This is a genomic window from Streptomyces sp. NBC_00872 (assembly GCF_045161915.1).
GTDB lineage: Bacteria > Actinomycetota > Actinomycetes > Streptomycetales > Streptomycetaceae > Streptomyces.
The window spans coordinates 1,693,023-1,719,422 of sequence record NZ_CP108806.1 but is presented as its reverse complement, the minus strand read 5'-3'; the positions used below and the strand labels follow the sequence as shown (position 1 = coordinate 1,719,422).

Genomic DNA, 26,400 nt, shown 5'->3' with positions numbered 1-26,400 from the left:
GGAGGTAGCGCCGGTCTGCCCGGTCACTCGGACGGGTCGCCGGGCGCCGCGGGCTTTGAACCGTTGTGCGGACCGGGCCGGTCGCGGAGCGCGAGGGACACTACGTACCAGACGGCCGAGCCCGCGAAGAGGGCCGCGGTGACGAGCAGCCAGTGGCCCAGGAAGACATCGGGACTCAGCCCTGTCGCAGCCGCGTATCCCGGAACCCGGCGCAGTACCAGCGGGTACCAGACGAGCAGCAGGAGCAGCGAGACGAGGCCCGGGACCCGGACGTGGTTGATCAGGGCCGCCCGGTCGGCAGCCCGATCCGCGGAGGTGGTGGCGCCCGCCGGCAGCAGTCGCCGCACCGCGCGGTCGAGGAGGGTGTAAAGGGGCAGCAGTACCAGGTCGTGCACCAGGGCGGCGCCCACGAACCAGACGGCGACGGCCAGGGCGTTCGCTCCCAGCAACCGGACGCCGGCGTACGCCGTCAGGGCGAAGGAGCAGAGGATCAGCAGCAGATGGAGCGGGGAGCCGCCGTAACGGGCACGGAAATACCTCACGAGACGGCTCCCGACTCCGTGGCCGAGGCCGTTCCGAAGGTGAGGTTCGTGACCCACTTGGTGTTGTGGACGCCCGGGTTGGCGGGGACGATGATCCGCGCCGGATAGCCGTGGTCGAGCGACAGGTCGGCGCCGTTGACGCGCAGCGCGAGCAGGGAGCGGGGATCGCGGACCTGGTTGTCCCGCAGGACCGTGGAGCCGAAACCGCCGCGTTGCAGGGAGTCGACCCGGACCGAGGGCAGGTCCTCACGCAACCCCACCAGAGCCGCGAGGTCGGACAGCCGCACTCCGCTCCAGTGCTGGTCCTCGGTGGACCACCCCTCCACACAGGCGATGGGCAGCCAGGCCGAGTGCTGCGGCAGGCGGAGCGTCTCGGCGCGGGTGAGCACGACCTCGCGGGTGCCGCCGCGCACCACGAGCCGCCAGCCGGCGCCCGTGTCCTCGGCCTGGATGCCGACGTCCGCGGCCGTTTTGTTGATCGGGAAGCCGCTGGGACCCTGCCCGGGGTTCCGGCCGTGCGGAGCGAGCAGGGCCGTCCGCCGCAGGCTGCCGCCGATGCTCTGACCGGCCGTCACGACCAGCAGCGCCAGGGAGGCGAGGCCCACCGTGCCGAGGGCGCCGCGTCGGGACATGGTCGGCGGAGCGGGCAGCGGGGAGACCAGGCCGGTCCGGTCGGGCGGTTCGGGGCGGGTGCCGCTGAGAGGGGTGCGCAGCTCGGTCCGCAGCCGCCGGCTCCGCAGCGCGCGTGCCACCACGCGGAGACGGAGGGCGACATGTACGACGAACGCGCCGATGAACACCCAGGCACCGTAGAAATGGAGGGTGTAGAAGGAGCCCGGAAAGATGTAGTGAAGCTGGATGTTCAGCAGGCCGGTGGCGAACTCGAACAGGGCGCCCCCGACGAGCAGCAGCAGGGAGAGCCGCTCCAACGCCTGGCCGGGCGAGCGCAGGGGCGGCCAGGTGAACAGCTTCGGGATGACGGACCACAGCTTGGCCAGCAGTACGGGGACGAGGACGACGCCGAGTGTGACATGGACGCCCTGGGTGACCCGGTAGAGCCAGGACGGACCGGTCGGCCAGGCGAAGAGGTAGAAGCCGAGCACACCTTTGTCCGGTGTCTCGTCGTTGATCGGGGACAGGTTCGGGTTGTAGGCCGCGTAGGAGAGCAGGCCGGTCACGAAGAGCACCGTGATGCCGACGAGCAGGACCAGTCCGAGGACCGAGGTCAGCCATGGCCCCCGCAGCGGGCTGCGCCAGAATCCCGGTCGGGACGGCCCTGGCGGCGGCCCGCCCGTCAGCCGGGCCCGCAGCCGGGTGCGGGGAGACTCCGGTGCCCGCGTGGAGCCTTCCGCGACGGGGCCGCCGGTCCGCCGGCCGGCCTGCTCCCCTCCCGGACCGGGCGGGTCGGGCGGCGACTGCGGGCGTTCGGCGGCCGATGGGCTGTCAGCCGTCATCGTTGCCTCTTTTCTTGGTTGCGTTCGACAGGTCGTGCTTCCTGAGGCACGCGCGTCAGGGTTTCCGCCGCTGGTGACGGACCCCGGCCCGGCCAGTGGCGGTGGGCGGCCGCGCCGCAGACCACAAGGGCGGCGGCGCCGTACGCCAACGCCTGCAACGGCATCTGAGGGAAGGCGGCGTTTCCGACATAGAGCACCGCGCCGGCGGCGGGGACGGTGAGCCACTCCGCTCGGCCGTCGAGCGCGACCAGGCCCACGACCAGCAGGGCGTACCAGGAGTAGCCGGGCGAGACCAACGTCAGCGTGGTGCCGGTCACCAGGAGGGCCCCCTGCCACGGCTGCTCGGGGTCTTCGCGCCGCCAGACGTACACCGCGGTCAGTGCGATGAGCGTGGCGGCGACGGGTGCCGCCGCCACATCGGGCAGCAGCAGCCGCAACAGGGCGAAACGGCGCACGTCGCCGGGCTCGTAGCCCTCCTCCTTCAGATAGCCGGGCAGGTAACCCAGGACCTGGCCCCCGGAGACCGCCGCGTACGGCAGATAGACGAGCACGAAGGCGGCGACCGCGGGAGCCACGGTCCGCAGCATGGACCGCCGCCCCGCCACGGAGCCGAGCAGCGCGAGGACCGGCAGCAGCTTCACCGCGGTCGCGGCGCCCAGCAGAACACCGCGTCGGCCGCCCGGCCCCACGGCGCCCAGCGCCAGAACGGTGAGCAGTACCCCCAGGGTGTCGACGTGGGCGTTGTTGACCGCCTCGACCGGCACCGCCGGGCACCAGCCCCAGAGCGCCGCCGTACGGGGGTCCCGGCCACGGCGGCGCAGCACGGCCAGCAGCGCGGCCGTGGTGGCGAACGCGAGTACGGCGCCCGCGGCCTGGAAAGGCTTGTGCCGCCCGTCGGCGGGCGACAACTCGTGGACGGCGAAGAACCACCACTCCGCTACCGGGGGATAGATCGTGTGCGCCTGTGGACGGTTGATGCGAGTGCATTCCGTCGGCTGGGCGCCAGGTCCGTCCTGTGCCGCCGGAAACGTGTGCAGCTCCAGACGCAGGGCGGTGGCGGGGTCCTGACAGGCGGAGTCCGGAGGGAAGAGCCATGGGTCGCGCAGCCGGGTGAGTTCCGGAGCGGCCGGCGGATAGGCGTATGGGGAGATGCCCGCCGCCTGCACGGTGCCGTCCCAGGCGTAGCGGAACATGTCGCTGCTGGTACTGGGCGGTCCGGCCAGGCCGGTCAGAGCCAAGGCCGCGCTTCCCGCGAGGATGACGGCCGTCGCCCGCCGCACCGGGACCGCCCGCACCGCCCAGCAGGCGGCGGCGAACATGGCCCAGGCCACCGCGTACCAGAGCAGGATGCGTTCCGGGCGGGCGAGGACTCCACCGGTGCGGACCGAAACGGTGGTCGCCGTGACGACGCCGGCCAGCAGTACGAGTGTGCCGGCCGTCCGGACGCCGGAACGGCCGGCGCGAGCCCGCCCGGCGAACGGGGCGAGCGTGCTCATGCCGGCCCGCCGGGAGGGGGATTCGGGCAACGGGCGAGAGATACCGGGCGGAGACCGGGGCGGCAGGGCCTCGGCATCCGGGCGTTGCGCGTGGTCATCCGGTGATGGCCCGTCATGAGCCGAAGACCGACCCACGAGGCCCTGGCCGTTCCGTACCGGCGCCACAGCTCAGGGCAACGTCGGCCGCGCCTCCGATACCTGGGCGGGAGAGGCACGGGGTCACCAATCTCTGTTTCCTTCACGGACGACGGTCACGGGCAGCCAGGGGAGGGAACCGGGCACAGGAGCACGCGGGGAAAGGCGGTTGCCGACGGGACGCCCGCCGGGAGGCGAGACGCCAGCCGAGAGGCGAGAGCGGCGGGCGGAACCGGGTGATCAGGGACGGAGATCCAGGAAGCGGCGGCCACCCTCGGACCATTCACCTGCCACTGTCCAGCCCGCTCCGACGGCGACACCACGGAGCGCCGCCGAACCCACCCTGGCCCAGAGGAAGACGGGACCACAGCGGCCGGAGCCGTCCCGTACCCGGACAACCAGGCGCTCGTCCACCTCGTGGGCATCCGCCTCGACGAGCAGCCGGCCTTCGGGGGCAAGCAGACCGCGCGCCCGGGTCAGCAGCGTTTCCGGGGCACCGCCGATCCCGATGTTGCCGTCCGCCAGCAGCACCGTGCCCCACCGCCCCTCGGCGGGCAGCCGGTCGAAGACCGACCTGTGGACCACCGGCCGGCCCTCCCGATGGGCGCGGGCGACGGCAGCGGGGCTGATGTCCACTCCGAGGACTGGCCGGCCCCGCCGAGCCAGGGCTATGACCAGCCGTCCGGGCCCGCAGCCCAGATCGAGGACAGGCCCGTGGCAGCGGTGCAACAACTCCTGGTCCGCGGAATCGGCGGGGGCGCACCAGCGCTCCACGTCCAAAGGCAGCAGCCAGCCGTCGGAGCGCTGAAGGAAGAGGGGACCGCGGCCGGCGTCCAGTGCGTGCACATACGGGTCGGCGGCCCAAGCGGCGTCGGCGGCGCGTCCACGCAGTACCGTCTCGTGCACTACGCGACTCCTTCCGCCCGGACGTCGGCGCGGGCCAGTGCCGCGGCGAAGCGCGTTCCAGGCGCGTCGGCGGCAACCGCGACGGCGTCGGCGGCGGTGTCCACGTCACGCAGCGAGGGCAGGTCACATACCGTCAGACCGGCAGTCGCGAGGCGATGCCGCTGCACCCGTCCGGTCTCGGGGGTCGACATGGGCACACCCCGCACCAGAGAGGGGGCCAGCGACGGGTCGGCGAAGCCCAAGGCCCAGAAGCCGCCGTCGGCGGCCGGACCGAACCACGCGTCGCCCCCGCACCAGTCCACGGCATCCAGCAGTCCGGCCGTCAGCTGCGGGGTGTCCATGCCGATGAGCAGCGCCGGACCGTCGGAGACGGCGGCGAAGGCCGCCGCGATCCGCTCGTCGAGTTCACCGTCGGCCTGCGGGACGACTTCGACTCCCGCGGGCAGCCACGGCCCCGGCTCACCGTCCAACACCAGCACACGGCGGCGCACGGCCGCGCGCAGCACGGCGTCCAGGGTGTCGGCCAGGGCGGCCTCGGCGAGGATGGCCGCCTGGGCGGGGCTGTACGGCGGAGTGAGCCGCGTCTTGACCCTGCCGGGCACCGGCTCCTTGGCGAGAACGAGCACGGTGGGCGCGGTGTGCCGCCGCGGGGCGGGTGTCATCTCCGAGCCTTCCCGGCGTCGGCCGGAGTGACGGCGGGCGCCTCGGCGAGGACCGCCCCCATGTCGCGTACCGCCTGCCAGGTGCCGCGCCAGGTCCCGGTCACCTTGGACCGACCGACCCGTGGTGAGTAGGGCACGTCCGTCTCACGCACCCGCCATCCCGCCTCCGCCGCACGGACGAGCATCTGCAGGGGGTAGCCGGAACGGCGGTCGGTCAGACCCAGACCGAGCAGGGCCGTACGACGGGCGGCCCGCATCGGGCCGATGTCGTGCAGCTCCACCAGACCTGTGCGGCGGCGCACCCGCCGTGCCAGTTCCCGGTTGGCGAGCCGGGCGTGCAGCGGCCAGGCGTCTCTGGTCACCGGTCTTCGACGGCCGAGCACCAGGTCGGCCGACCCGTTCAGCAGAGGGGCCGTCAGAAGCGGAAGCTGGGCCGGGTCGAGGGAGGCATCGCAGTCGCAGAAGCAGACGACCTCAGCGGTGGCGGCACACAGGCCGGCGTGGCAGGCGGCACCGAACCCACGCTGCGGCTCGTGGACGACCAGGGCTCCCAGCTCGGCGGCGAGAGCCGCGGAGCCGTCGCGAGAGCCGTTGTCGACGACGACGGCCCGCCAGCCGGGCGGGATCCGGCCAAGTACCCACGGAAGGGCGGCGGCCTCGTCCAGACACGGCAGGACCACATCGACCGGGGCTGTCACGACCACAGGGGAATCGGTGTCGGTCACGGTCACCCTATTCGACAGAAAAGGACATATGGGACATGGCGACCTTATGGGATGTGGAGGTGCGGCGCACCAGCTCGGTACGCTCCCTCCCTCCCTCCGTCCCCTCCCTGCCTGCCGCGGTCGAAGGCGATGACGGAGGTTCAGAGGCACATGTCTTCGCCCTGCCGACGACTCGGATCGTCGCCCATACCCCCGGCCGCCACAGGGACGTAGCGATGACAGCCTGGTTGTTCCGGAAGGCATCCAGAAAGGAAATGGGGTGTCAGAAAGTCAGGACGATACGGCCGCGCGTTCCGCCGGCCTCCATCATCCGGTGGGCTTCGGGTGCCTGTTCGGCGGGGAGGGTCTTCGCCACCCGGAGCGTCAGCGCACCGCTTTCCGCGGCGTGGCGCAGTGCCGCCATCCGCCTCTGATCACCCAGGGAGTTCGGCACGTTCACCATGTGCGGGGTGATCCGGCGCCGGCTCATCTCGACGACACGGGCCCGGTCGGGGACCTCGCCCCGAACAGCCACGATACCCCCGCCGTCACGGACGGCGCGGACCAGCCGGGAGGTGCCGATCACGGCCCCGTCGAGCAGGCCGTCGACACCGCCTGGTACGGCCTCCAGGAAGCGGTCTGCCACGTTGTCGCCTCTGACCACAAGGAGATCGGCGCCAAGCGAGCGCAGAAGGTCCGCGTCCTGGGGCGCGCAGTCGGCGACCACCTCCAGGCCGTCGGCCTTGGCGAGCTGTACGACGTTCCCGCCGACGGCACCCGCCCCTCCGGTGACGGCGAGGATCTGCCCCGGCGCCAAGTCCAGCAGGTCGAGGGCCTGGCGTGCGGTGAGACCGTTCATGGGCAGCGTCGCCGCCTGTGCGTGGCTCGCGCCGGCCGGCGCGGCGGCCACCCAGTCGGCCGGCAGGACCACGTACTCGGCGTAGGCGCCCCCCTCGCGCCGGTTGGGCATGACCATCGCCATCACGTGCTCCCCGGTCCGCAGGCGGGTGGCGGTGCCGGGGCCGATCTCGTCGAGCACACCTGCGGCTTCCATGCCCGGGATGTACGGGGGTGCCGGGGCGGCCAGGGCGACCGCGCCGATCCGCATGTCGCGGTCGCCGGGGTTGACGGTCGCGGCGTGCACCCGGATCCGTACCTCCCCGGGTCCGGCGTGCGGTTCGGGCGCGTCGAAGACCTCCAGGACCTCGGGCCCGCCGAACCGCCGCACTCCTACGACTTTCACGCGCTTCTCCCTTTCGAGGGTCGAAATAATACTGATCGTTCGTTCCATATTCGCCTCGGACCACGGCCTCACGCCGGTCCGCCAGTGGGGATCTGGCCTATCGGCTTCGCTCGGCGGCGACCATCTCTCGTACGGCGGGCGCGACCTCTGCGGCGAACCGGCTGATGGAATCGGCGGTATCGACGCGGTAGAGCATGTACGTGCTCATTCCCTCGGTCAGTGTGAGTTCGGCGAGTTGTTCGGCCCAGACCTTCGGGGGCCCGTGGAGGAAGCCACTGGCAGTGGCGGCGAACTCGCCCTCGATGTTGTAGGCGCGGCGTACCGAGTTCGGGGTCCGTCCCGCTTCGATCGCCGCCTCATCGAGGGTGCGGTTGGCCGCGGGAAGTTGTCCGGGGGGAAGAAAGGGCGAACTGGGAACCCACGCGTCCGCTACCCTGCCGGTCAGCCGTAGCATGCGGCGCTGGTAAGCGCCGAGCCATATGCCGATGTCGTGAACGGGAACAGGGCCGGGTGTGGCGCCGTCGATGCGGTAGTGCTTGCCCTCGAAGCGCACGGCGGCGCCAGGAGTCCAGAACTTCCTGATGATCTGGACAGCCTCGTCCAGCGCCTCGATGGACTGCGCCGCATTGCGCCGGGGGCCGCCTTCGGCAACGATCAGGTCCCACATGTGCTGAGTGCCGCTCCCCACACCGAGTTCGAACCTGCCACCGCTGAGAAGGTCCAGCGTCACCGCCGTGCGGGCCAGAGTCGCGGGCGGGCGAAGCGGCAGATTGGCGAGGTTCGACAGAATCCTCACCCGTGTTGTCTTGGCGGCTATCGCGGCAAGTAGTGCGAGGGAGTCCAGTCGCTCGGGCCAGTACGGGTGGTCGGACAAGCTGACCAGGTCCAGCCCCGCCTGCTCGCTCGCCTGCGCCAACTCCACGACGCCCTGCGGGTTGCCGGCGGGCGGCTCAAGGAGCGTACCGAATATCAAATCGTGGCCGTAGTCGGTCATCATTACTCCTGCGGAGAGAGTCGTGCGGTTGCGACCCCGGTCCGGTGCGGGGCGCTGTGATCGTGGACGTCGGCCGGCGAACCCATCGGGAATACCTCTCCCGGACTGAACAGCGTTGCCGTACGGACCGGGTTGCCGTACGGACCGGATCCCCGCTGCTCGGCTCATCAGTCAAGGGTGGTCAGCGCCACATCCGCGATGGGCATGAGAGAAGACCTGTCGGGGTTTATCGCACCCATCACCCGAATGCCCTGCATCGCCGTTATCAGGAACCGGGCGATGGAGCGGGCGGGCTGTTCACTGGTCACGTCGCCGTTCCGCTGGCCTGTGGCGATGACCTCGGTGAGGGCGTCCTCGATCGATTCGATGGTCTCCTGGATCTCCCGTGCCAGCTGAAGGTCGTGCGGCACACGCTCCGTGGACGCGGAGACGATCAGGCAAGCCTGCCGGGTTTCGTCCTTGACGATGTCATCCACCAGGCTGACCAATATCCCCCGCAGGAGCTCCCGGGGCGGTGCGTCGCACCGCAGGGCCTCGGTGATGGGCATGGCGTAATGCTTGCGGTAGTGATGCATCGCGGCGTGATACAGCTCGTTCTTGCTGCCGAACGCCGCGTAAAGCGAGCCGCGGCCCACTCCCGTCGCGTCCACGAGATCCTGCACGGAGGTGCCCTCGTAGCCCTTGCGGCGGAAGGCGGCCAGAGCCGCTTCCAGCGCTGCGTGTGTGTCGAACTCCCTGACGCGTGCCATAAGGTCACACTACCGCTCACTGGAACGTTCAGTCAAAAATTCGACACGGACCCCTCCACCTCCCGCCTGCTCCGCGGGGGGCGTGACGAGCGACTCATTTGATGTGGAATGAACGTTCGGTATAGTTAGCTTGCCATCGAGCCCTCGCCCCCCTGTGACCTGGAGGGCGGACGAGGGTCTTCTATCTGTAACGAGTAGTAAAGAAAGTGGGAGTCGTGTCTTCAGGGCTGCAGTCGAAGGTGATCGTTGTAACCGGCGGTACCGCGGGGATGGGTGAGGCGTTCTCGCGTCGCGCCGCCTCGGACGGCGCCACCGTGGTAATCGGTGCCCGTGACAAGACCCGAGGCGAGCAGCTCGCCGCGGACATCAGGAAAGACGGCGGACTGGCGGTGTTCGTCCCTACCGACGTCACTGTCGAGGAGCAGGTGGCCAACCTGGTCCGGACCGCGGTGTCGGAGTTCGGACGTCTCGACGGAGCATTCAACAACGCGGGCGGTGGCAACGCTCTGGGGAAGGTCCGCGAAATCGACGAGTCCTTCTGGCGGGCGACCCTCGACCTTAACCTGACCAGCATATTTTTCAGCCTCAAGCACGAGATACCGGCAATCGTCGCCTCCGGCGGCGGCTCGATCGTCAACAACGCCTCCACGGCGGGCGTGATCGGTGACGCGGCCATCGCCGCCTACACGGCCGCCAAGCATGGCGTCGTGGGCCTCACCCGGGCCGCCGCACTCGATGCGGCCAGAGAGGGCGTACGGATCAACGCCCTGGTCACCGGCCTGGTGGATACCCCACTGTGGCGCCAGGTCGCCGCCGCCAACCCCGAGGTCGAGGACTACTTCTTGGGGCTCCAGCCCAGCGGCCGGATCGGCAGGCAGGAGGACATCGCGGCCTTCGCCGCCTTCCTGCTCAGCGACGCCTCCACGTACATCACCGGGGCCGCGCTGCCAATCGACGGTGGACTGACCGCCAAGTGACGGGACTGACCGCCAAGTGACGACCGTGTCCCGCCGTGCGGCGGGGCACACCCCACCACCCCACCACCCCACCCCCACCCCTGCCCCCGCCCCCGCCCGTGAAGAGGTAGAGCCTTGTCCCCGAATCCCGCACAGCCGGACCCCAAACGCTGGCTCGCGCTGCTGTTCATCTCCATCGCACAGCTGATGGTTTTCCTCGACGGCGCGATCATGAACATCGCGCTGCCCTCGGCCCAGGAGTCGCTGCACTTCAGCGACGGCAACCGGCAGTGGGTCATCACCGTCTACGGGTTGGCCTTCGGTGGGCTGCTGGTCCTCGGGGGGCGCCTGGCCGACCTCTGGGGCCGCAGGCGGATATTCATCATCGGTCTGATCGGCTTCGCCCTGGCCTCGGGCATCGGCGGGGTGGCGGCCAATCTGCCGATGCTGCTGACGGCGCGGACGCTCCAGGGCGTTTTCGGGGCGCTCCTGGCACCCGCCGCTCTCGCTTTGATCTCCGTGGCCTTCACCGACACCCGGGAGCGCGCCAAGGCTTTCGGCATCTACGGAGCGCTCGCTACGGCGGGTGGTGCGATCGGGCTGCTGCTCGGGGGCGTGCTCACCGAGTATGCGACCTGGCGCTGGGGGCTGCTCATCAACCTGCCGATCGCGGCGATCGGCATTGCCGGGGTCCTCGCGGTCGTCCGCGACAAGGGGCGGGAGGCGAAACGCGCCCGGCTTGACGTACCGGGGGCGATCCTGGCCACTGCGGGCGCCGTTGCCCTGGTGTTCGGCTTCGCCAGGGCGGAGAACGACGGCTGGGCCTCGGCCGTCCCGATCGGAATGTTCCTCGCCTCCGCGGTACTGCTCGCGGCGTTCGTCCTGCTGGAATCACGGGTGAAGTCGCCGCTGCTCCCCCTGCGGGTGCTCAAGGACCGCAATCGGGCAGGTGCCTACCTGTCCATGGGCTTGTCCGTGATGAGCATGTTCGGCATGTTCCTCTTCCTGAGCTACTACTTCCAGCTGGTCAAGGGCTACTCCCCGGTGCAGAGCGGGGCGGCCTTCATACCGATGGCGATCGCCCAGGCCGTCGGCTCCACCCAGATCGCCGCGCGGCTGTCGCGCTTCGTTCGCCCCGGCCGGCTGATGGGTGCCGGGTTCGCGGTCTCCGGCGTCGGCGTCCTCATGCTGGCGGCCCTCGATCCGGGCTCCTCCTTCGTGTATGTGTCGGCCGCCGAGATCGTGATGGGCCTGGGGATCGGCACAGCCTTCATGCCGGCGTTCGGGCTGGCGAGCCACGGGGTCGACGCCTCCGACGTGGGCGTCGCCTCAGCGATGATCAACACCTCCCAGCAGGTCGGCGGCTCCGTCGGAACGGGTCTGCTCAACACCGTCGCGGCGAGTGCGACCGTCTCATTCACGGCGTCCCGCACCGGGAGCGCCGGGCTGGTGAACCGCGCACTGGTCCACGGCTTCTCGGTCGCGTACGTGTGGGCAACCGGGATTCCTGATCGCGGCCGCGGTTGTCGCCTTCGTGGCTATCACGGCAGGACGACCAGAAACGGCGGCGGCCGACCCGGCGGGCACTTTGGATGAGCACGTCAAGGACGGCGATCAGGACGACCGCCTGCCGAGCATGATTCCCAACCGAGCATGAGTCCCAGTGGGGCGATAAAACAGTCGACCTCGTGAGGGGCCGGAGCGACGATGCCTACTCCGCCCTGAGGCACGACTCCGATTCGGACAACAGCGCGCGCTCGCTGCGCATGAGGCAGGGCACGAGTACGCCGTAGTTCCAGCCGGTGGCCCCGACTTTCTCCCCAGCGTCATAGCTTGGCGGATTCGTAACGTATCCAGGTGCCTCCGACGGCCACCGTCACCTGTCCGACCGACATTCGAACCAGGTGTGCGGCGGTGTCTTTCACCGGGACCCGCAAGACCTGGCGCCGGAATTCGTCGGGTGTGTCCCAGCAGTGGTCGGTGGTGGCCGGTCGGGGAGGTCCATTTCCGCCCAGATGATCTTGCCGCCGGACGTCCATCGGCTGCCCCACCGGTTGCACAGGTGGGTAAGCAGGAAAAGGCCGCGGCCGTTCTCGTCGGTGGAGCAGGCTTGCCTCTGGCGAGGCTGACTGCCGCTGGCATCGGAGACCTCGCAGATGAGCACCCGGTCGCGGATGAGTCGCAGTTGAATCGGGCCCGAGCCGTGCAGGATAGCGTTGGTGACCATCTCGCTCACCACCACCTCCGCCTCGATCTCAAGATCGCCCAGCTGCCACTCCGCCAGATGACGGCGCGTCAGGGAACGTGCGTCGGCCACGAGAGCGGGATCCGTTGCGGGCAGCTCCCAAGTGGCCGTCCAACTGGGGCTGATCACCTTGGTGGCGGCCAGCAGCAGGGCCACATCATCCGACTGTCTCTTGGTCGGCAGCATGCCTACCGCTTCCGAGCAGAGCTCCTCCAATGAACGGTTCGGCCGTCCGAGTACGCGCGCCAGACTGTCCATGCCCACGTCGATGTCCGCGTCGCGGCTTTCGACGAGGCCGTCGGTGTAGAGGGCGATAAGGCTGCCCTCGGAGAGAGTCATCTCGAAAGCCGCGTAGGGCACGTTGTGGATGGGCCCCAGCCCGAGGGGAGGTCCCGCGGGGACGTCCGGGTAGCTGACGCCGCCGTCGGCGTCGACGATGGCCGGGGGCAGATGACCCGCGCGCGCCATGGTGCAGTGGCGCGCGACCGGGTCGTAGACGACATAGAGGCAGGTGGCGCCGGCCGGGCTCTGCGGGGCCTCTCCCGTCATGCCGTCGGCTGCGACGAGGCGGAGGATCAGGTGGTCGAGGTGCGTGAGCAGTTCGTCCGGCGGTAGGTCCAAGTCGGCGAGGCTCTGCACGGCGGTACGTAGTCGGCCCATGGTCGCCGCGGCCTGGATGCCGTGTCCCACGACATCTCCCACCACCAGCGCCACCCGCGCACCGGACAGCGGGATGACGTCGAACCAATCCCCGCCCACCCCCGATTCACTGTCCGCCGGGAGGTACTCGGAGGCCAGATCGACGGCGGAGCCGCCGGAGAGCGTCGCAGGCAGCAGACTGCGCTGGAGGGCGAGTGCCACCGCGCGCTCGCGTGTGTAGCGGCGCGCGTTGTCCAGGGAGAGGGCGGCTCGGGACACGATGTTCTCGGCCAGCATCAGGTCGGATACATCGAACGGCGACGGATTCTTGGTCCGCACGAAGATCGCGATACCGAGTACCACACCGCGCGCGTGGATGGGCACCATCATCAACGAGTGCATGCCGTTCTCGCGCATCTTCTCGGCTCGGCCGGGATCGAGGATCTCCCATTCCGCCACATCCAGCTCCGGCTCCAGATAGGACTCCCTGGAGAAGTAAGCACGGGTGAAAGGTGAATTGGGTGGAACGAAGACCGGCTCCTCCTTCTGCCAGATGCTTTCAGGTATGTCCTGCTGAATCGACGCGGCGCCGGCCCGGTGGAATATTGTCTCGTCGTCCCGGTTGGTTCCCAGCCTCAACTGCGGTTCTTCACCGAGCGGGATCGTCTTCGCCAGATCGACCGCACCGTAGTCGGCGATGAGGGGTACTGTGAAGTCCGCCAATTCCTGCGCGGTACGCAGAACGTCGAGCGTGGTCCCGATACGCGTGCTCGCCTCACTGAGCCGGACTAGATGGCTGGTGCTTCGCCCGCTCTCTCCTCTGTGGGCAGACTCGGAAGAGCGGAGGCGTTCGATCGACTTGCGATGAATGAACTTCATCTTCTCACCTATTTGCTGGCGCTTCGGGGTACCTCGAATACGGGAAGGCCGGACCGGCCGCCCTGGCCCGCCGCACTGTCGCCCTGGAATCGTTGATCACTGTCCACTGAGTCTCCCTTCACTTCTGGACTTGATCTCGGGACTCGGCAGACTCTGACGTATTCACCACATGTCAGTACGCGAGGCGACAAGCGCTGACATTCGACAAGCCTACATCTCGAATGACCGTTCGTTCCAATATTCCGCCGTGCCACTTGCGTGATCACGCGGGGCCATATCTCTCGCAGCAGAGCCGACGATCTTGCCGTCGTCCGCGCCCACGTCCAATGCTCCGCCCCGGGACCCAGGGGCCGCGCCAGCAGGAGAGCGCGATCGTCCTCGCCGGGTGAAGCGGCTGGCGTTGTCAAGACTCGGTCCGGCGCGACTGGCGATGCCTCCGGCAAGCAGCAGATCGCGTCGGGTGAACGGCCTCGTGTTCTCTGACCCGGTCTTCGATAGGTGTGACCGTGTGGAATCCGGACCTCCAACACGACATACGCCGGACCGTTACCACCGCGCTGACCGCTGATCGACTGTCACGCCATTCGGACTGCGATCTTTCCCGCGGCCGAAGCGGCGTTGTGGTAGGCGAGTTCGGCGGTATCACCCCGCGCCAGGAGAAAGGCGATGGCGCCACGCTGGTCCGTAGTGCTGACAATGGTTCCTCCCGGAAAGCACACAGGGTACATTTCAAGCTCTCCGGGGTGGCGGTCCAGGAGATCCATGCCCTCCAGCCCGGCGAAAACTCCGGCCCTGGGTGCGTAGATACACACCATCGCGGTTCCCTGCTTGACGTCGACCGGTTCATCCATCAAAGCGGGACGTCGGCCCAGGGCGAGATCGATGAAGGCCCCGTGCACGTCCACACCGAGCGAGTTCCGGATGGACTCCCCGATGAGCGCGCCACCCATGCGGGAATTGATCTCCACGATCTCGAAAAGCGGCCATGGTCCACCGAACCCGCCTTTTCACGGACAGGGCCTAAACGCAGGCGGGGAGGCATCCGCCGGTCGCACATGGGCATCCGGGCCGCCCGAAGACAGGGCAACTGCCCGATGCCGTAGATCGTCCTGGGGGCGCAGGCTTGGCCGTAGTTCGCACCGGGTGCCATGAGACTCCCGGTGAGAGCGCCGCCACATCGACAGGCGACGGCCAGGGCTGCGGATGGCCGCGAGTCGGTCGTCGGACTGACGGGGTGGCCGAAGGGTCACCGAGAGTGAACGCGGCAGTTTTTTGACTGAACGTTCGTTATTTTATGCTAGCCTCGCTGGGAGACCGGTGGAGATGACCACGCCTCCTTTGAGGAGTTGCGGGGTTCGGGGCGGCCCGGCATTTGCTTCGTTCAAAATCTGGAGCGGGGCCGACGTCATACTGCTCCCCTCTTCCTGGTATTCCGGCGACTGAACTCAGACCTGGAGGTCACCATGACATCGACCAACGGCCCGTACGCGGATACGCGCGATATGTACATGGCACACACCATGTTTCGACGAGAGTTCTCTCTCATGCCCGGACTGGTTCGCGACGTCGCCGTCGGGGATGCGGAGCGTGTGCAGATCGTCTCGGATCACATCGAATTCGTGGAGACCATTCTGCATCACCACCATGACGCGGAAGACAAGCACCTGTGGCCGAAATTGCAGGCACGCGAACCTGTGTCGGCCGCCGGGATCGTTCGTGTGATGGAGGAGCAGCACGCGGAAATCGATCGGATAGGCACGGAAATCGCCGATGCGATGGCCGCCTGGCGCAGGAACGCCGACGCCGACTCCCGGGGAACGCTAGCTGATGCCCTTGACCGCATGAACTTGCTGGTCGTCGAGCACACAGCCCTGGAAGAGGAGAGGATCCTCCCCCTCGTGGAGAAGTGCGTCACCGCGGCGGAGTGGGATCTGATGATCAGGGAGGGGGGCGAGGACACGCCTCCGGAGATCCTCCCGCTGATACTCGGAATGATGATGTATGAAGGCGACCCCGAACTTATCAAGGACATCGTCTCCGGTCTGCCGCCGAAGCAAGGTCCGGCGATCGAGGATATCGCCTCCCAGGCGTTCGCTTCCCATTCCAAGCGTATTCACGGAACTTCCACTCCGCCGCGCAGTACGGGCTTTTAGGGACTGCTCAGGCTTGGACTGCACAGGCTTGGACTTCCAGGGCGCCGCCCATCATGCCGACGCCCCCGATCTCGATGAGAACACTGCAAGGGGAGATGTTATGAGCACGGTAAGAACAGAGGATTTCACCCGAAGCGACGGCCCGTCCCGAGAGGAGCTGGTGGCCCGGGCGGTAGCGCTGCAGCCGCTGCTGCGGGAGCAGGCCGCGAAGAATGAGGCACGCCGGCGGTTGACCGACGAGGTGAGCACCGCACTGATCGAAGCAGGGCTGTTCCGACTGCTGACGCCCAAGCGGCTCGGCGGCTACGAAACCGGCCTGCGCACAGTCCTCGAGGTCACCGAGGCCCTCGGCGAGGCGGACGGCTCCACGTCCTGGCTGATATCGGTGGGTTCGGTGGCCAGCTGGGTCAGCGGACTGGCGTCCGCCCAGGCGCAGGACGACGTATTCGGCACGGACCCCGATGCCAGGATCGCCGGCGGCAGCGCGCCGGCCGCGGCCCGCCGGGTCGAAGGCGGCCTGCGGGTAAGCGGCCGCTGGGCGTACTCCTCCGGCGCACACAACGCGACATGGGCGTCGATGGGCGCACTGATCATGGACGAGGAAGGCGGCGTGGTCGACGCCGTGCTTTGTTTCGCACCGGCATCGGAGGTGACACTGGAGGACACCTGGCACACCGTTGGCATGCGCGGCACCGGCAGCAACACCTGGGTCGCCGAGGACGTCTTCGTACCCGAACACCGGATCATCTCCATGGGGGCGATGGCGGAAGGTGCCTGGCCCGTCCCGACCGACGAGGCCATGTACCGGCTGCCGTTCGTCCCGCTCGCGACGGTGCCGCTCGTCGGCCCGCTGCTCGGTATTGGCCGCGCCGCCCTGGCCCTGGTCATCGAGACCGCGCCGACCAGGGGCATGCACCACACGTTCTTCACCAAGCAGAGCGACTCCGTCGGTGTCCAGATCCAGATCGCTGAAGCGGCCCTGAAGCTCAAGACGGCGCGTCTGCACGCGTACGGCATCGCCGACGACCTGGACGCCGCAGCAGCCCGAGGTGAGGACAGCGACTACTCGGCCCGCGCTGAGATTCGCGCCCAACTCGGCTATGCCGCCCAGCAGGTGCTCGAGGCCATCACCATTCTCGTGAACGTGCATGGCGCCGGCAGCTTCGCCGAGGCCAGCCGCATGCAGCAGTACTGGCGCGACGCCAACACGGCAGCCCGCCACGCCGGACTCAACGCTGTCATCGGCTACGAGGTTCTCGGCAAGGCGCTCCTCGGGATTGAGGAGCGGATCAGCCCGGCGATTTGACCGACACGGGCTCCGTCCGGCTCCGTCCGGGGCCGGACGGAGCTGACCGGCTGGACAGTGACCTCGTCGCTCGATTGCGACGGCCGCGGGTCGACAGCGCGGTCAAACAACTCTTCTTACGGGCCGGTCAAGGTCGAAGTCTGTCCAAGATGGCCGAGCACCTCGCGCCAGGCTGGCGGAAGGAGAATCCGCCATGATCACCGAAACAGATGTACTGCGCATTCGAGGTACCTGTGCCGACTCTCGACGCAACCGAGACCTGATTCTGGTGGCGGCCCGCGAGATATTCGTGGAGTTCGGTGCAAGGGTCTCGCTGGACGACATCGCCCGTCGAGCGGGCGTCGGCAATGCCACGCTCTACGGGCACTGCGCCGACCGGGACACCCTGATCCACGATGTCATGCTCTCCGTCGCGGTCCGCGGTGCCGACCACGCCGAGATGCTCGTAGCCGAGGAGTCCGATGCCTTCGCTGCGGTGAGCCGCTTCGCGCATGCGGCCGCGGACCGAAGAGTCGGGATCCTGTGTGGGATGTTCGCGATGGGAACGGAAAAGTACGCGCCGGATAGCCTTGCACAGCGGGAACTTATGTTGAGCGCCCCAACTGCCCTGATGGAGCGGGCGCAGCCGACCGGGACTTTGCGAAACGATGTCACAATTAAGTACCTGTGGGGTGAGTGCCCACATTGACCGGCAGTGATCACGATGGACACGGGCTTCCGGCCCTGCTCGACCGCGAGGTGGACCTCGGTGGTCGGGCCGCCGTGCGAGCGTCCAGGTCCATGGTCGGCCGGCTCGGTGTCGATGCCTCCGGGCGATTCCTTTTGGAGATCCCCCTTTTTTTGCCGTTCCGGCGGCCCTCTCCCCGTCTGCTGGTGGGCACGGCAGACAGTGGAGTCGACGCTCACATCTCAGGTGATCAGGCCTTTGCGTCCGACTGGGCCTGCGGTTCGGTGAAGACGCGCTTCCGGGTGCCGTCCCGCTGCAACCGCCTGAACAGGTCGTGGACCCGGCCCCACGGACCGTACTATTCGGGCATATCGTGCCACGGCGTCCCGGCCCGAGTCCGCCACCGTATCCTGTTGACCAGCTGCCGCCGCGTCCATATCGGCGGTCGCCCAGGCTTCTTCCCTCTGGGCGAGAGCAGCTCCAGCCGGGCCCACTGTTCGTCCGTCAGATCTCCGCGTGCCACAGTCCTTGATCTTTTCGCAGTCGAGATCCACTTACGCGATGGGCTCGATGTACATCACAAATCGATGGCCGAGCGTGTGAGGGAGCGTCAGAATCGCTGCCCATGGAACCTGTCTCGCTGACGACACAGCGTCTGCTTCTACGCCCGCATGATCCCAGCGACGAGGACGTGGTCTTCGCCGCTTGCCAGGACGCCGACATTCAGCGGTGGACGGACTTTCCCGAGCCATACGAACGTCAGCACGCCGCCTTCTACTTACGCGAACTGGTGCCGCGTGGCTGGAACGACGACACGATGTACCACTTCGCGGTGGAGGACCGGGACCGGGAAAGCGGAGTACTGGTGGCATCCGTCAATGTGCACCGCCACGCCGACACATGGGGAATCGGGTACTGGACCGTGGCAGAGCACCGAGGCCGAGGCTATGCGACGGAGGCGGTACTCGCCCTGGCCACGTGGTCCTTCACCGAACGAGGAGTCCAGCGACTGGAGTGGAGAGCGGAGGCGGGGAACAGGGCCTCCTGGGCCGTGGCGGAGAAGGCCGGCTTCATTAGGGAAGGCACCCTGCGTGCGGCGCAGACCAACGGAAACAGCCTGAGGGACACCTGGGTCGGCGCTCTCCTGCCCGCCGACCTCGGTCTGCCCTTCGCTCTCCCCTACTGCCCCGCACAGAGCGATCCCGGGTGACACGCACAGACACGCCCGCAAACGAGAGCCGCCAGGGCCCCGGGGGCCGGGCCACGTGGTCCTGGACGGGATGGTGGAGGCCGGTCAGATGGACAGGTCATCCCGGGCCGGGAAAGAAGAAGCTGAGAGCCGTGTGATGGTCATGGTCCATATCCCCTCAACCGATCCACAGAGCAAACGCGTCAACGACGGCTACGGCTCCGGTTACCCGCAGGACTCCAACGGTCGGTGTGTCCCATGCGCGCCAGGCGGCCCCGCCCTCGCACCGGTTGAACGCCACGGCCGCTTTCCGGGTAGCGGCGGGTGCGCAGAGCGGGGGGCAACCGTCAGAGTGGTGACCCCTAGGCCGTTTTTTCGGATCATCTGATCGTTGGTTGATGTGTGTCGTTGAGTGATGCCCAGTGGGCGAGGTCCGAGCCGCTGTTGCCGGATCGGACCCCGAAACGGGGTGGGCGGTGGCGTGATCACCGGCAGGTGATCGACGCGATCGCGTTAAAATACCGCACTGGCACGCCGTGGATGGACCTCCCCGAGCGCTTCGGGTCGTGGAAGGGCGCCCACAACCGCCTGCGGAAGTGGGCCGCCGACGGCGCCTGGGAGAAGGTCTTCATCGCACTGCTCGCCCAGGCCGAGGTGACCTCGGCTGGGTCATCGCGGTCGACTCCACCATCGTCCGCGCCCACCAGCACGCCGCCGGGGCCCGTCAGAAGGGGCCCCGGCCGGCGAGCCGGACGACCATGCCCTAGGACGCTCCCGCGGCGGACTGACCACCAAGGTCCACCTCGCCGCCGACAGCCGGTGCCGTCCGCTCGCCTTCGTCATCACGCCCGACCAGGCGGGTGACGCACCCGCATTCCCCGAGGTCATGTCCCGCCTGCGGGTCCCCCGGCCGATCGGCCGGCCCAGGACCACACCGGAGATGGTCCCGGCCGACAAGGCCTGCTCGTCCCGCGCGATCCGCGCCCATCTCCGCCGACGCGGGATCCGGGCAGTGATCCCACAGTCGGCCGACCAGGCCGCCCAGGCCGCCCACCGCAAACGGCGCGGCCGGCGCGGCGGCCGTCCACCGGCCTTCGACCGCGACGCCTACAAACAGCGCAACACCGTCGAGCGGTGCATAGACAAGATCAAGCAGTGGCGCGGTCTGGTTACCCGATATGACAAGACCGCCACGATTTACCTCGCCGGACTCCACCTCGCCGCCATCTTCACCTGGTCAGCCAGGTGACTCCGGCGGGGCTGCCTAGTACTCCAGCGGTAGTTCGCTATCGTCGCTGGTCAGGGGCCGTTTCTCGACTGTAGCTGACTGACGGCTCATCAGGTGACGGCAGTTCGTGACCAGTCGTGCGGCGGGTGTAGTGGCAGCGTTTCGCGGTGGCTTGGTGGCGTCGTCTGTAGCGGGACCAGATCAGTGTGCGGGCGGGATGCCCGTGGCGTGCTGGGCTGGGATGGAGAGCTTCCAGGAGTCTCCGGATTTCTGCCAGGGTGAGGGGCGCGAGGGCGGGTTCATCGTTTCTTCGGCCCCCCTTTCGGTCTCGGCGGCCGCCATGGCGGCGAGGAAGGCGTGCGCGAGCATGACCAGGGTGATGTGCCGGTACCAGCCGACGTAGCGGCGGACTTCGTACTGGTCCAGGCCGCATTCGTTCTTCGCGGCCTGGAAGCACTCCTCGATCGCCCACCGTGATCCGGCGATGCGGACCAGGTCCTCGACGGTGGTGCCGTACGGGGCGTAGGCCAGGTAGTAGGCGATCTCGTCCGGCCGGGCCGGGCTGCGGCGGGCCAGCACCCACCGCCGGTGGGTCGGTGTGTCGCCGGCGAAGATGTCGATGACCGGCAGCTCGGCCGCGGCCCAGTCGTAGACGCGTGGGCCCTTCGCGCCGTCGCCGCAGGACAGGTGCTGCCACGCGTCGTCGGGTGCCTCGGCAATGAGAGCGTCGATGCGCCATGTCCCGGGCGGCGACTTGACCTGCTGTGATTTCGGGACGGCGAGCACATAGCCGACGCCGGCTTCCTCAAGCATCCGCCGGAACCCCCACTCCTGGCCGTAGGCGGAATCGGCGGTGACCCAAGCGACGGGCAAGGCGGAGGCCAGAGCCCGCCGCACCAGCTTCCGGGCCAGTTCGCCCTTGGTCGCGAAGGTCCGCTCTTCGGGGATTTTCGCAGCCCGGCAGCGGTCCGGATCATCTGTCCAGGACTTGGGAAGATACAGTTCCCGGTCCACCAGCGCCCGCCCCTTGTCCGAGGAGTAGGCGGCGAACACGCCGATCTGGCAATTTTCCGTCCGGCCCGCGGTGCCCGAGTACTGGCGCTGGACACCAGCGGAGGTGATGCCCTTCTTGATGAACCCGGTGTCGTCGATGATCAGGGTGCCGTCCCCGTCGCCGAGCTTCTCGGCGACGTACTTCTGCAGGTCGTCGCGGAGTTCCTCCGCGTCCCAGCGTGCACGGTTCAGCAGGTTCTGAAGCCCGTCCGGTGTGCTGTGGCCTGCGAATTCCGCGAGTTGCCAGCCGTGTTTGCGGCCCACCGAACCCAGCAGACCACGCACATAGGCCCGCATCCGCCGACGAAGGTCCGCCCGGCTGAACCGCTGCCCCACCCGCAACAGCAGGTCTTCCAGCTCGGCCGCCCACCCCGCTGCCAGTTCTGCCTCTTCCACAACCATGACAACGGACACGCCGCACGACTGGTCACGAACTGCCGTCACCTGATGAGCCGTCAGCCAGCTACAATCGAGAAGCGGCCCCTGACCAGCGACGATAGCGAACTACGGCTGGAGTACTAGACCCATCCCTCGTCGAGGTAAACCGTCCAGATGTCTCCCACCGCCTTGTGCAGTTCAACCAGGGCCGCAACATCCGCGATGACTGCCGGAGCGTTGGACAGCCGCAACGGGGAGTCCGGGACGCTGCTGCGGGTGTAGACCGGGAGCTCGCCGTCGCAGTCGAACGCGTGAAGTGACGGGGGAGCACCGCCGAACCATGCGGGGCAGTTTTCCTCGGCCCACGCAGCCGCGGCGTCGACACGATCCACATGCGCCAGTAGACGCTCAGGAGCAGGCCCGCAGCTGAACTGCACGAGGAAGCCCTGAGCGTCCACTGCCCACCAGTCCCACATGAATCCAGGTCGGGGGTGCCGCAGGATCGTCGTCATGCCGTCACCGTATCCAGGCCGGGCAACACCGCTGACGGTGATCCGAAGGAAACGGCCTAGCGGTGCGGTGAGTGCCCGTAGCGCGGGCTCGGCGAGTCTGATCCAGGGCTGCTCCACGCCGAGCGTGGCGGTCAGCCGTAGTTCGGTGGCGAAACCGACAGCAGTACGGTCGCCGAGAGGCGTGCGGAACAGACGAGCCGCATCTCCTGCGGGCCCCGACCGGACAGGAAGATAGAGCGGTCCGGTCGGGAGAGGATCGGAAGGATCCGAATCCTCACCGCACACAGCTTCTGCCATGGGAATCCTCCTGGAGGATCCTCGACAAGGACATGAGGCCGCGGCTCGGCCGATCCGGCCGGGGCGCGGCGTTCACGTTATGCCCGCGAGGCGCACCCTGCCGATACCTCATGACGTGACGCTGACGGTGATCGGGCAAGCGCTGACGCAACACTGACGCGGTATGCGGCCATTCCGGCTATCCGGTTCGGAGTACCGCGGCCCGTCCGTTTGCCGGCCGGTGCTCGTACGAACGTCATGCCCCCGTCAGGGTTCTCGTCCGCGGCATCGGGGAGACGCCAAAGAGTCCTGAGGCGAGCCGAGAACGCTACGGAACTGACGAACCGCCTGCGCTGGATGCAGCCTCCGAGATCCCTGCCCTCATCCAGGGCACGGTCAACGCATCGTCCCCAGCATGGCAGCGACTCGGCACGCTCATTCGCGCACAACTGGACGCGTGACTCGACGTGTACGGGCGCACGGCCCCGGCCGTGTTCGGAAACCAGCGGGTTCGTGGATTCTGAAGGTCGGCCGGAAGCGAACCCGCTGGTGGTGGCGAGCATTCGGACGGCTGGGCACTCGGGTTGAGCGCTGCTTGAATGTTCCGGTGATCGAACTAGTGGTTGCCCTGGCAGTGGCAGGGCTGACGGCGTGGCTGTTCCGCCGCAAAGCGAAGCAACGTGCAGCCAGCGCCGCTCAGGGAGATGTGATCAAGGTTTTCTGCCTGCTCCGGCATCCTTCGCTTGAAGGGCGGTGGCTCCGTGGGCGGCTGTTGATCGGCCCCTCCGGGATGGCCTGGGAGCCCCGGACCAAGGCCGGTGCGGCGGTATCACTTCCGGATGGGTTGCGGCAGGTCAGTGTGCGTGCACCGTCGCTGCGCGAAGCAGTGAAGATCAACGGTGGGTCCAGGATCGTTGAGTGCACCTCGTCCGAGGGCGCTCTTCTTGTTGCTGTGATGCCGAATGAGTTGGATCACGTGCTCACGGGCTTGAACAGCAACGGAGCACAATAAACGGCGTCCCCTCATACCTGGGTGGGGTCGATGGTGAAGCGTCCGGGGTAGGCGGTGCGGATGTAGCGGATCGCGGTGTGAGAGGTGATGCCGAACAACCGCATCAGCCGGACCGGATCCGCGGTCTCTCGTGCCTCGTTAAGGGGCCACACGGAACCCGCGTGAACTCCACTTGAAAGCAGTCGGCGCGCGCCGTGAACCAAAGGCCGTGCGTTGCCTGCTGCGGTATTGGGGCGTGTCTTCAATTGATCTTGAGTAGTGGATCACGGTCGTGTGATACGTCGCCTTGAACTGTCGGATGCGGAGCGGGAGTTCCTCCGTCCGTTGCTGCCTCAGTCCTTGCGCGGCCGTCACTCTCGCGTCGCTCCTGATGCGGGCGTGACATGTGAAGACAACTCTTCAGCGGCCTGGCCGAGGTTCGCTGCGGTATGGCCGTGCCCGGTAGGGGCGCCGGGACCGGCGGCGCGCTTCGCCGTGCCCGCTTGGCGCAGTAACCCGAAAAGCAGTGGCCGCGCGGGGTCGGGGCCGCATACGTTCGCCTCCATGGTTGACGCATCTGTTGACGCGGCTTTCGGGCATCCGCGCCTCGCCGCCATCTACGACCCGCTCGATCCGGACCGCGGCGATCTCGACGCGTATCTCGCGATGGCGGAGGAGTTCGGGGCGCGGTCCGTGCTGGACATCGGGTGCGGTACGGGCGTGTTCGCGCTGCTGCTCGCCGAGCGCGGGATCACGGTCACCGGGATCGATCCCGCGCGGGCGTCCGTCGACGTCGCGCGTGGCAAGCCGGGCGCGGAGCGGGTGCGCTGGCTCGACGGCGACGCGGGGGACCTGCCGCCCATGCGGACCGACCTGGTGACGATGACCGGGAATGTCGCCCAGGCGATCGCCGATCCGCAGGCGTGGCGTACGACGCTGCGCGGCGCGTACGAGGCGCTGCGGCCCGGCGGGCGGTTTGTCTTCGAGACACGCGATCCGGCGCGGCGCGTGTGGGAGGAGTGGGCGGAGTGGACGCGCGAGACCACGTACCGCATGACGGACATCCCGGGCTTCGGCCGCGTCGAGACCTGGGTCGAGCTGACGGACGTGAGCCTGCCGCTGGTGAGCTTCCGGGGTACGCACGTGTTCGCTGCGGACGGGGACGTACTGACCTCGGAATCGACACTTCGATTCCGTGAACGTGCGGAGATCGAGCGGGACTTGCGCGAGCACGGCTTCGTCGTCGAGGACGTACGCGACGCACCCGACCGGCCGGGCAGGGAGTTCGTGTTCGTGGCGCGGCGCGGTACCGCGGAGCCCGTCCCTCCCGGAATGCCCGAGGGAGCGCACACACCACACAGCGCCGGGCGGACGGGACTCTGAAGACACTCCCAAGCCCGTATGCCGGTTCCTGCGCCTGCGCGGCCTGCTGGTGGAGGACCCCGCCCTGCACCGCGACGCGGATCGAGTGTGGATCGAGGGGGGCCGAGCCCGGTCACGCTCGGTAAGGGCCCTGGCAGGTGGGTATGGGCGTCGGCATCGGGCCGTGTTCATTGCGGCGTGGGGCGACTCGCGGTGTGGCGGCGGAGGGCTTCGGTGAGAACAGGGGTGATCTCGATGAGCTGTTCCTGCTGTTCGGGGCTGAGGTCGTCGAAGGCCCTGCTGATGTCTGTCCGGTACTCGTCCCAGGCCAGTTTCTGGAGAGCGGTTCCGCCTCGGGTGAGGGAGACCACGGTACTGCGGCCGTCGGCGGGGTTGGGCCGGCGCTCGACCAGGCCGTCCTCGTCAAGGGCGTCGACGAGCGCGGTGATACGCCGCTGCGTGACGCCGAGCGCTTGGGCGAGCTGGGTCATGGTCTGCGCCCCGTCGGTGTGCAGTGCGTTCAGGAGCCGCATGCGGACGTAGCTGACCGAACCAGCCGGGGTGCAGGCGTTGATCCAAGCTCCCCAAGCTGGGCCGAGTTCGGTGAAGAGCGCGACGAGTTCCTCAGATCTCGGTCGGCTGGTCTTTCGGGGCATGTCGGGACCCTATCCTGCGAGCCCGCGGAGTGACGGCGCTGCCTGGCCGCCGACGCGGCCAGGCAGCAGGGCGGTTCAGGATCCGCCCGTGACCTTGATGTTCGTCCCCGTGATCCACTGGGCGCGGGGGGAGAGCAGGAAGGCGACGGCCTCGGCGATGTCGCCGGGTTCGCCGGCACGCCCGAGAGGGACACCGGCGACCAGGGCTTCGCGGGTGGCGCCGATTCCCTCGGCGATGGTCCGGAGGATGGCGGAGCCTCCGGGAGTGTCGACCGGGCCAGGGGTGACCAGATTGACGCGGATTCCCTCCTTGGCGAGGTCTTGGGCGATGCCCTTGGTGTAGGTGTCCAAGGCGGCTTTCGCCGCGACGTAGTGCAGCAGCGGGCCGGACGGCGTCTCGGTGCCGTTGGTGGAGATGTTCACGATCGCCGGGTTCTCAGCCTTGCGCAGCGCCGGAAGAGCCGCGTTGATCAGGCGGACCGCGGACAGGAAGTGGATGTCCAGGGAGTCCTGCCACTCCTCGTCCGGAATCGACTCGGAGCCTTCGAGGTGCACGCGGGCAGCCCCCGCGTTGTGCACCAGCAGATCGAGGCCGCCGAGTGTGTGTGCTGCTTCGGTGACCAGGGCCGTGATCGCGTCGGCCGAACGCAGGTCTGCCGGGATGAAGGTCGAGCCTTCCGGCGTCGTCGCCGCGCGGGAACGAGCGGTGGTCACCACTTGGGCGCCTTCATCGAGCAGCTGCTGAGCGATGGCAGCGCCGATGCCGCGGGATCCCCCTGTGACCAGCGCGCGGCGGCCGGCGAACTCGCCCGGGATGGGCTTGCTAGGTGTGTACATGCATCCAGTGTTACCACCAGATGCTGTACAGCGCCAATAAAAACTTACCCCCGCTTGTAGTTTCACGGGCCCGCGCGCCTCGTCTACCCGCATGTGGCATACCTGACATATCTGCACGTAGCTGCCACGCCTTGCAGGTGTGATCGCTCTCCGCTTGCATCTCCTCCAGTGAGATGTACTGTGGCTCA

General features: G+C 68.2%; 22 protein-coding genes and 3 pseudogenes. 9 read left to right on the top strand and 16 right to left on the bottom strand.

The features are described from left to right. Nucleotides 1-23: 23 nt before the first annotated feature. The 9 genes from OG214_RS07340 to OG214_RS07300 form a co-directional block, all read right to left on the bottom strand. The gene (locus tag OG214_RS07340) at nt 24-542 is read right to left on the bottom strand and encodes a hypothetical protein (protein WP_405984238.1); all 519 of its coding nucleotides are present in this window, start codon (nt 540-542) and stop codon (nt 24-26) included. Beyond that, nucleotides 539-1,996, bottom strand: a complete 1,458-nt coding sequence (locus OG214_RS07335) for a molybdopterin-dependent oxidoreductase (RefSeq protein ID WP_405984237.1) — start codon at nt 1,994-1,996, stop codon at nt 539-541. Before OG214_RS07335 ends, OG214_RS07340 begins: the two co-directional genes overlap by 4 nt. Then, nucleotides 1,993-3,492 (bottom strand): glycosyltransferase 87 family protein, encoded by a 1,500-nt coding sequence (locus OG214_RS07330; RefSeq protein WP_405984236.1) that lies wholly within the window; start codon nt 3,490-3,492, stop codon nt 1,993-1,995. The genes OG214_RS07335 and OG214_RS07330 overlap by 4 nt, the downstream gene beginning before the upstream one ends. A gap of 375 nt (nt 3,493-3,867) precedes the next feature. After that, nucleotides 3,868-4,533, bottom strand: coding sequence for a class I SAM-dependent DNA methyltransferase (locus tag OG214_RS07325; RefSeq protein ID WP_405984235.1), 666 nt, complete (start codon nt 4,531-4,533; stop codon nt 3,868-3,870). Beyond that, a complete protein-coding gene (locus OG214_RS07320) occupies nt 4,533-5,195 on the bottom strand; it encodes a DUF2064 domain-containing protein (protein ID WP_405984234.1) in 663 nt (220 codons plus the stop codon). Before OG214_RS07320 ends, OG214_RS07325 begins: the two co-directional genes overlap by 1 nt. Beyond that, nucleotides 5,192-5,920: a glycosyltransferase family 2 protein gene (locus OG214_RS07315; RefSeq protein WP_405984233.1), complete on the bottom strand. Its 729-nt coding sequence runs from the start codon at nt 5,918-5,920 to the stop codon at nt 5,192-5,194. Before OG214_RS07315 ends, OG214_RS07320 begins: the two co-directional genes overlap by 4 nt. Before the next feature lie 262 nt (nt 5,921-6,182). Further along, nucleotides 6,183-7,142, bottom strand: coding sequence for an NADP-dependent oxidoreductase (locus OG214_RS07310; protein ID WP_405984232.1), 960 nt, complete (start codon nt 7,140-7,142; stop codon nt 6,183-6,185). 97 nt (nt 7,143-7,239) lie between these two features. Beyond that, entirely contained in the window at nt 7,240-8,139 is a 900-nt protein-coding gene (locus tag OG214_RS07305; protein ID WP_405984231.1) for an LLM class flavin-dependent oxidoreductase, read from the bottom strand. Nucleotides 8,140-8,303: 164 nt separating this feature from the next. Beyond that, nucleotides 8,304-8,885 (bottom strand): TetR/AcrR family transcriptional regulator, encoded by a 582-nt coding sequence (locus OG214_RS07300; protein WP_383035100.1) that lies wholly within the window; start codon nt 8,883-8,885, stop codon nt 8,304-8,306. A 215-nt stretch (nt 8,886-9,100) separates the two neighbouring features. Between OG214_RS07300 and OG214_RS07295 the strand changes: the two genes are divergently transcribed. Both OG214_RS07295 and OG214_RS07290 read left to right on the top strand, forming a co-directional pair. Further along, the gene (locus OG214_RS07295; RefSeq protein ID WP_405984230.1) at nt 9,101-9,862 is read left to right on the top strand and encodes an SDR family NAD(P)-dependent oxidoreductase; all 762 of its coding nucleotides are present in this window, start codon (nt 9,101-9,103) and stop codon (nt 9,860-9,862) included. Nucleotides 9,863-9,976: 114 nt separating this feature from the next. Beyond that, nucleotides 9,977-11,498, top strand: a pseudogene (locus tag OG214_RS07290) (DHA2 family efflux MFS transporter permease subunit). Nucleotides 11,499-11,762: 264 nt separating this feature from the next. Here OG214_RS07290 and OG214_RS07285 read toward each other — a convergent pair. Continuing rightward, entirely contained in the window at nt 11,763-13,604 is a 1,842-nt protein-coding gene (locus OG214_RS07285; RefSeq protein ID WP_405984229.1) for a SpoIIE family protein phosphatase, read from the bottom strand. Between the two features lie 575 nt (nt 13,605-14,179). Then, nucleotides 14,180-14,572 (bottom strand): hypothetical protein, encoded by a 393-nt coding sequence (locus tag OG214_RS07280; protein WP_405984228.1) that lies wholly within the window; start codon nt 14,570-14,572, stop codon nt 14,180-14,182. 495 nt (nt 14,573-15,067) lie between these two features. On the opposite strand from OG214_RS07280, the gene OG214_RS07275 reads away from it, so the two are divergent. The 3 genes from OG214_RS07275 (at nt 15,068) to OG214_RS07265 (ending at nt 17,751) form a co-directional block, all read left to right on the top strand. Next, nucleotides 15,068-15,757: a hemerythrin domain-containing protein gene (locus tag OG214_RS07275; RefSeq protein ID WP_405984227.1), complete on the top strand. Its 690-nt coding sequence runs from the start codon at nt 15,068-15,070 to the stop codon at nt 15,755-15,757. Between the two features lie 100 nt (nt 15,758-15,857). Continuing rightward, nucleotides 15,858-17,063, top strand: a complete 1,206-nt coding sequence (locus OG214_RS07270) for an acyl-CoA dehydrogenase family protein (protein WP_363080311.1) — start codon at nt 15,858-15,860, stop codon at nt 17,061-17,063. A gap of 193 nt (nt 17,064-17,256) precedes the next feature. Next, nucleotides 17,257-17,751, top strand: a complete 495-nt coding sequence (locus tag OG214_RS07265) for a TetR/AcrR family transcriptional regulator (protein WP_405984226.1) — start codon at nt 17,257-17,259, stop codon at nt 17,749-17,751. A 337-nt stretch (nt 17,752-18,088) separates the two neighbouring features. Here the strand turns inward: OG214_RS07265 and OG214_RS07260 are convergent, their stop codons facing one another. Beyond that, entirely contained in the window at nt 18,089-18,253 is a 165-nt protein-coding gene (locus OG214_RS07260; protein WP_405984225.1) for a transposase, read from the bottom strand. A 102-nt stretch (nt 18,254-18,355) separates the two neighbouring features. Between OG214_RS07260 and OG214_RS07255 the strand changes: the two genes are divergently transcribed. Next, nucleotides 18,356-18,940: a GNAT family N-acetyltransferase gene (locus tag OG214_RS07255; protein WP_405984224.1), complete on the top strand. Its 585-nt coding sequence runs from the start codon at nt 18,356-18,358 to the stop codon at nt 18,938-18,940. Between the two features lie 381 nt (nt 18,941-19,321). After that, nucleotides 19,322-20,168 (top strand): annotated as a pseudogene (locus OG214_RS07250) (IS5 family transposase). 180 nt (nt 20,169-20,348) lie between these two features. Here OG214_RS07250 and OG214_RS07245 read toward each other — a convergent pair. Together OG214_RS07245 and OG214_RS07240 are read right to left on the bottom strand one after the other, a co-directional pair. Continuing rightward, nucleotides 20,349-21,602, bottom strand: a complete 1,254-nt coding sequence (locus tag OG214_RS07245) for an IS701 family transposase (RefSeq protein ID WP_405984223.1) — start codon at nt 21,600-21,602, stop codon at nt 20,349-20,351. A gap of 542 nt (nt 21,603-22,144) precedes the next feature. Beyond that, nucleotides 22,145-22,387, bottom strand: a pseudogene (locus OG214_RS07240) (SAV_915 family protein); the annotation flags it as partial. Nucleotides 22,388-22,973: 586 nt separating this feature from the next. On the opposite strand from OG214_RS07240, the gene OG214_RS07235 reads away from it, so the two are divergent. Together OG214_RS07235 and OG214_RS07230 are read left to right on the top strand one after the other, a co-directional pair. Continuing rightward, nucleotides 22,974-23,378 carry a hypothetical protein gene (locus OG214_RS07235; RefSeq protein ID WP_405984222.1) on the top strand — a complete coding sequence of 135 codons (405 nt, stop codon included), beginning with the start codon at nt 22,974-22,976 and terminating at the stop codon, nt 23,376-23,378. Nucleotides 23,379-23,921: 543 nt separating this feature from the next. Then, nucleotides 23,922-24,740 carry a class I SAM-dependent methyltransferase gene (locus OG214_RS07230; protein WP_405984221.1) on the top strand — a complete coding sequence of 273 codons (819 nt, stop codon included), beginning with the start codon at nt 23,922-23,924 and terminating at the stop codon, nt 24,738-24,740. Nucleotides 24,741-24,907: 167 nt separating this feature from the next. Here OG214_RS07230 and OG214_RS07225 read toward each other — a convergent pair whose 3' ends face one another. Then, nucleotides 24,908-25,375, bottom strand: coding sequence for a MarR family transcriptional regulator (locus OG214_RS07225; protein ID WP_363080306.1), 468 nt, complete (start codon nt 25,373-25,375; stop codon nt 24,908-24,910). Between the two features lie 75 nt (nt 25,376-25,450). Continuing rightward, nucleotides 25,451-26,212: an oxidoreductase gene (locus tag OG214_RS07220; protein WP_405984220.1), complete on the bottom strand. Its 762-nt coding sequence runs from the start codon at nt 26,210-26,212 to the stop codon at nt 25,451-25,453. Between the last annotated feature and the right edge of the window lie 188 nt (nt 26,213-26,400).

Bases quoted from the DNA above. Each gene is read 5' to 3' on its own strand.
- OG214_RS07270 (WP_363080311.1), top strand. From the start codon at position 15,858: ATGAGCACGGTAAGAACAGAGGATTTCACCCGAAGCGACGGCCCGTCC.
- OG214_RS07220 (WP_405984220.1), bottom strand. From the start codon at position 26,212: ATGTACACACCTAGCAAGCCCATCCCGGGCGAGTTCGCCGGCCGCCGC.
- OG214_RS07335 (WP_405984237.1), bottom strand. From the start codon at position 1,996: ATGACGGCTGACAGCCCATCGGCCGCCGAACGCCCGCAGTCGCCGCCC.
- OG214_RS07230 (WP_405984221.1), top strand. From the start codon at position 23,922: ATGGTTGACGCATCTGTTGACGCGGCTTTCGGGCATCCGCGCCTCGCC.
- OG214_RS07245 (WP_405984223.1), bottom strand. From the start codon at position 21,602: ATGGTTGTGGAAGAGGCAGAACTGGCAGCGGGGTGGGCGGCCGAGCTG.
- OG214_RS07300 (WP_383035100.1), bottom strand. From the start codon at position 8,885: ATGGCACGCGTCAGGGAGTTCGACACACACGCAGCGCTGGAAGCGGCT.
- OG214_RS07275 (WP_405984227.1), top strand. From the start codon at position 15,068: ATGACATCGACCAACGGCCCGTACGCGGATACGCGCGATATGTACATG.
- OG214_RS07305 (WP_405984231.1), bottom strand. From the start codon at position 8,139: ATGATGACCGACTACGGCCACGATTTGATATTCGGTACGCTCCTTGAG.
- OG214_RS07320 (WP_405984234.1), bottom strand. From the start codon at position 5,195: ATGACACCCGCCCCGCGGCGGCACACCGCGCCCACCGTGCTCGTTCTC.
- OG214_RS07330 (WP_405984236.1), bottom strand. From the start codon at position 3,492: ATGAGCACGCTCGCCCCGTTCGCCGGGCGGGCTCGCGCCGGCCGTTCC.
- OG214_RS07265 (WP_405984226.1), top strand. From the start codon at position 17,257: ATGATCACCGAAACAGATGTACTGCGCATTCGAGGTACCTGTGCCGAC.
- OG214_RS07285 (WP_405984229.1), bottom strand. From the start codon at position 13,604: ATGAAGTTCATTCATCGCAAGTCGATCGAACGCCTCCGCTCTTCCGAG.
- OG214_RS07255 (WP_405984224.1), top strand. From the start codon at position 18,356: ATGGAACCTGTCTCGCTGACGACACAGCGTCTGCTTCTACGCCCGCAT.
- OG214_RS07225 (WP_363080306.1), bottom strand. From the start codon at position 25,375: ATGCCCCGAAAGACCAGCCGACCGAGATCTGAGGAACTCGTCGCGCTC.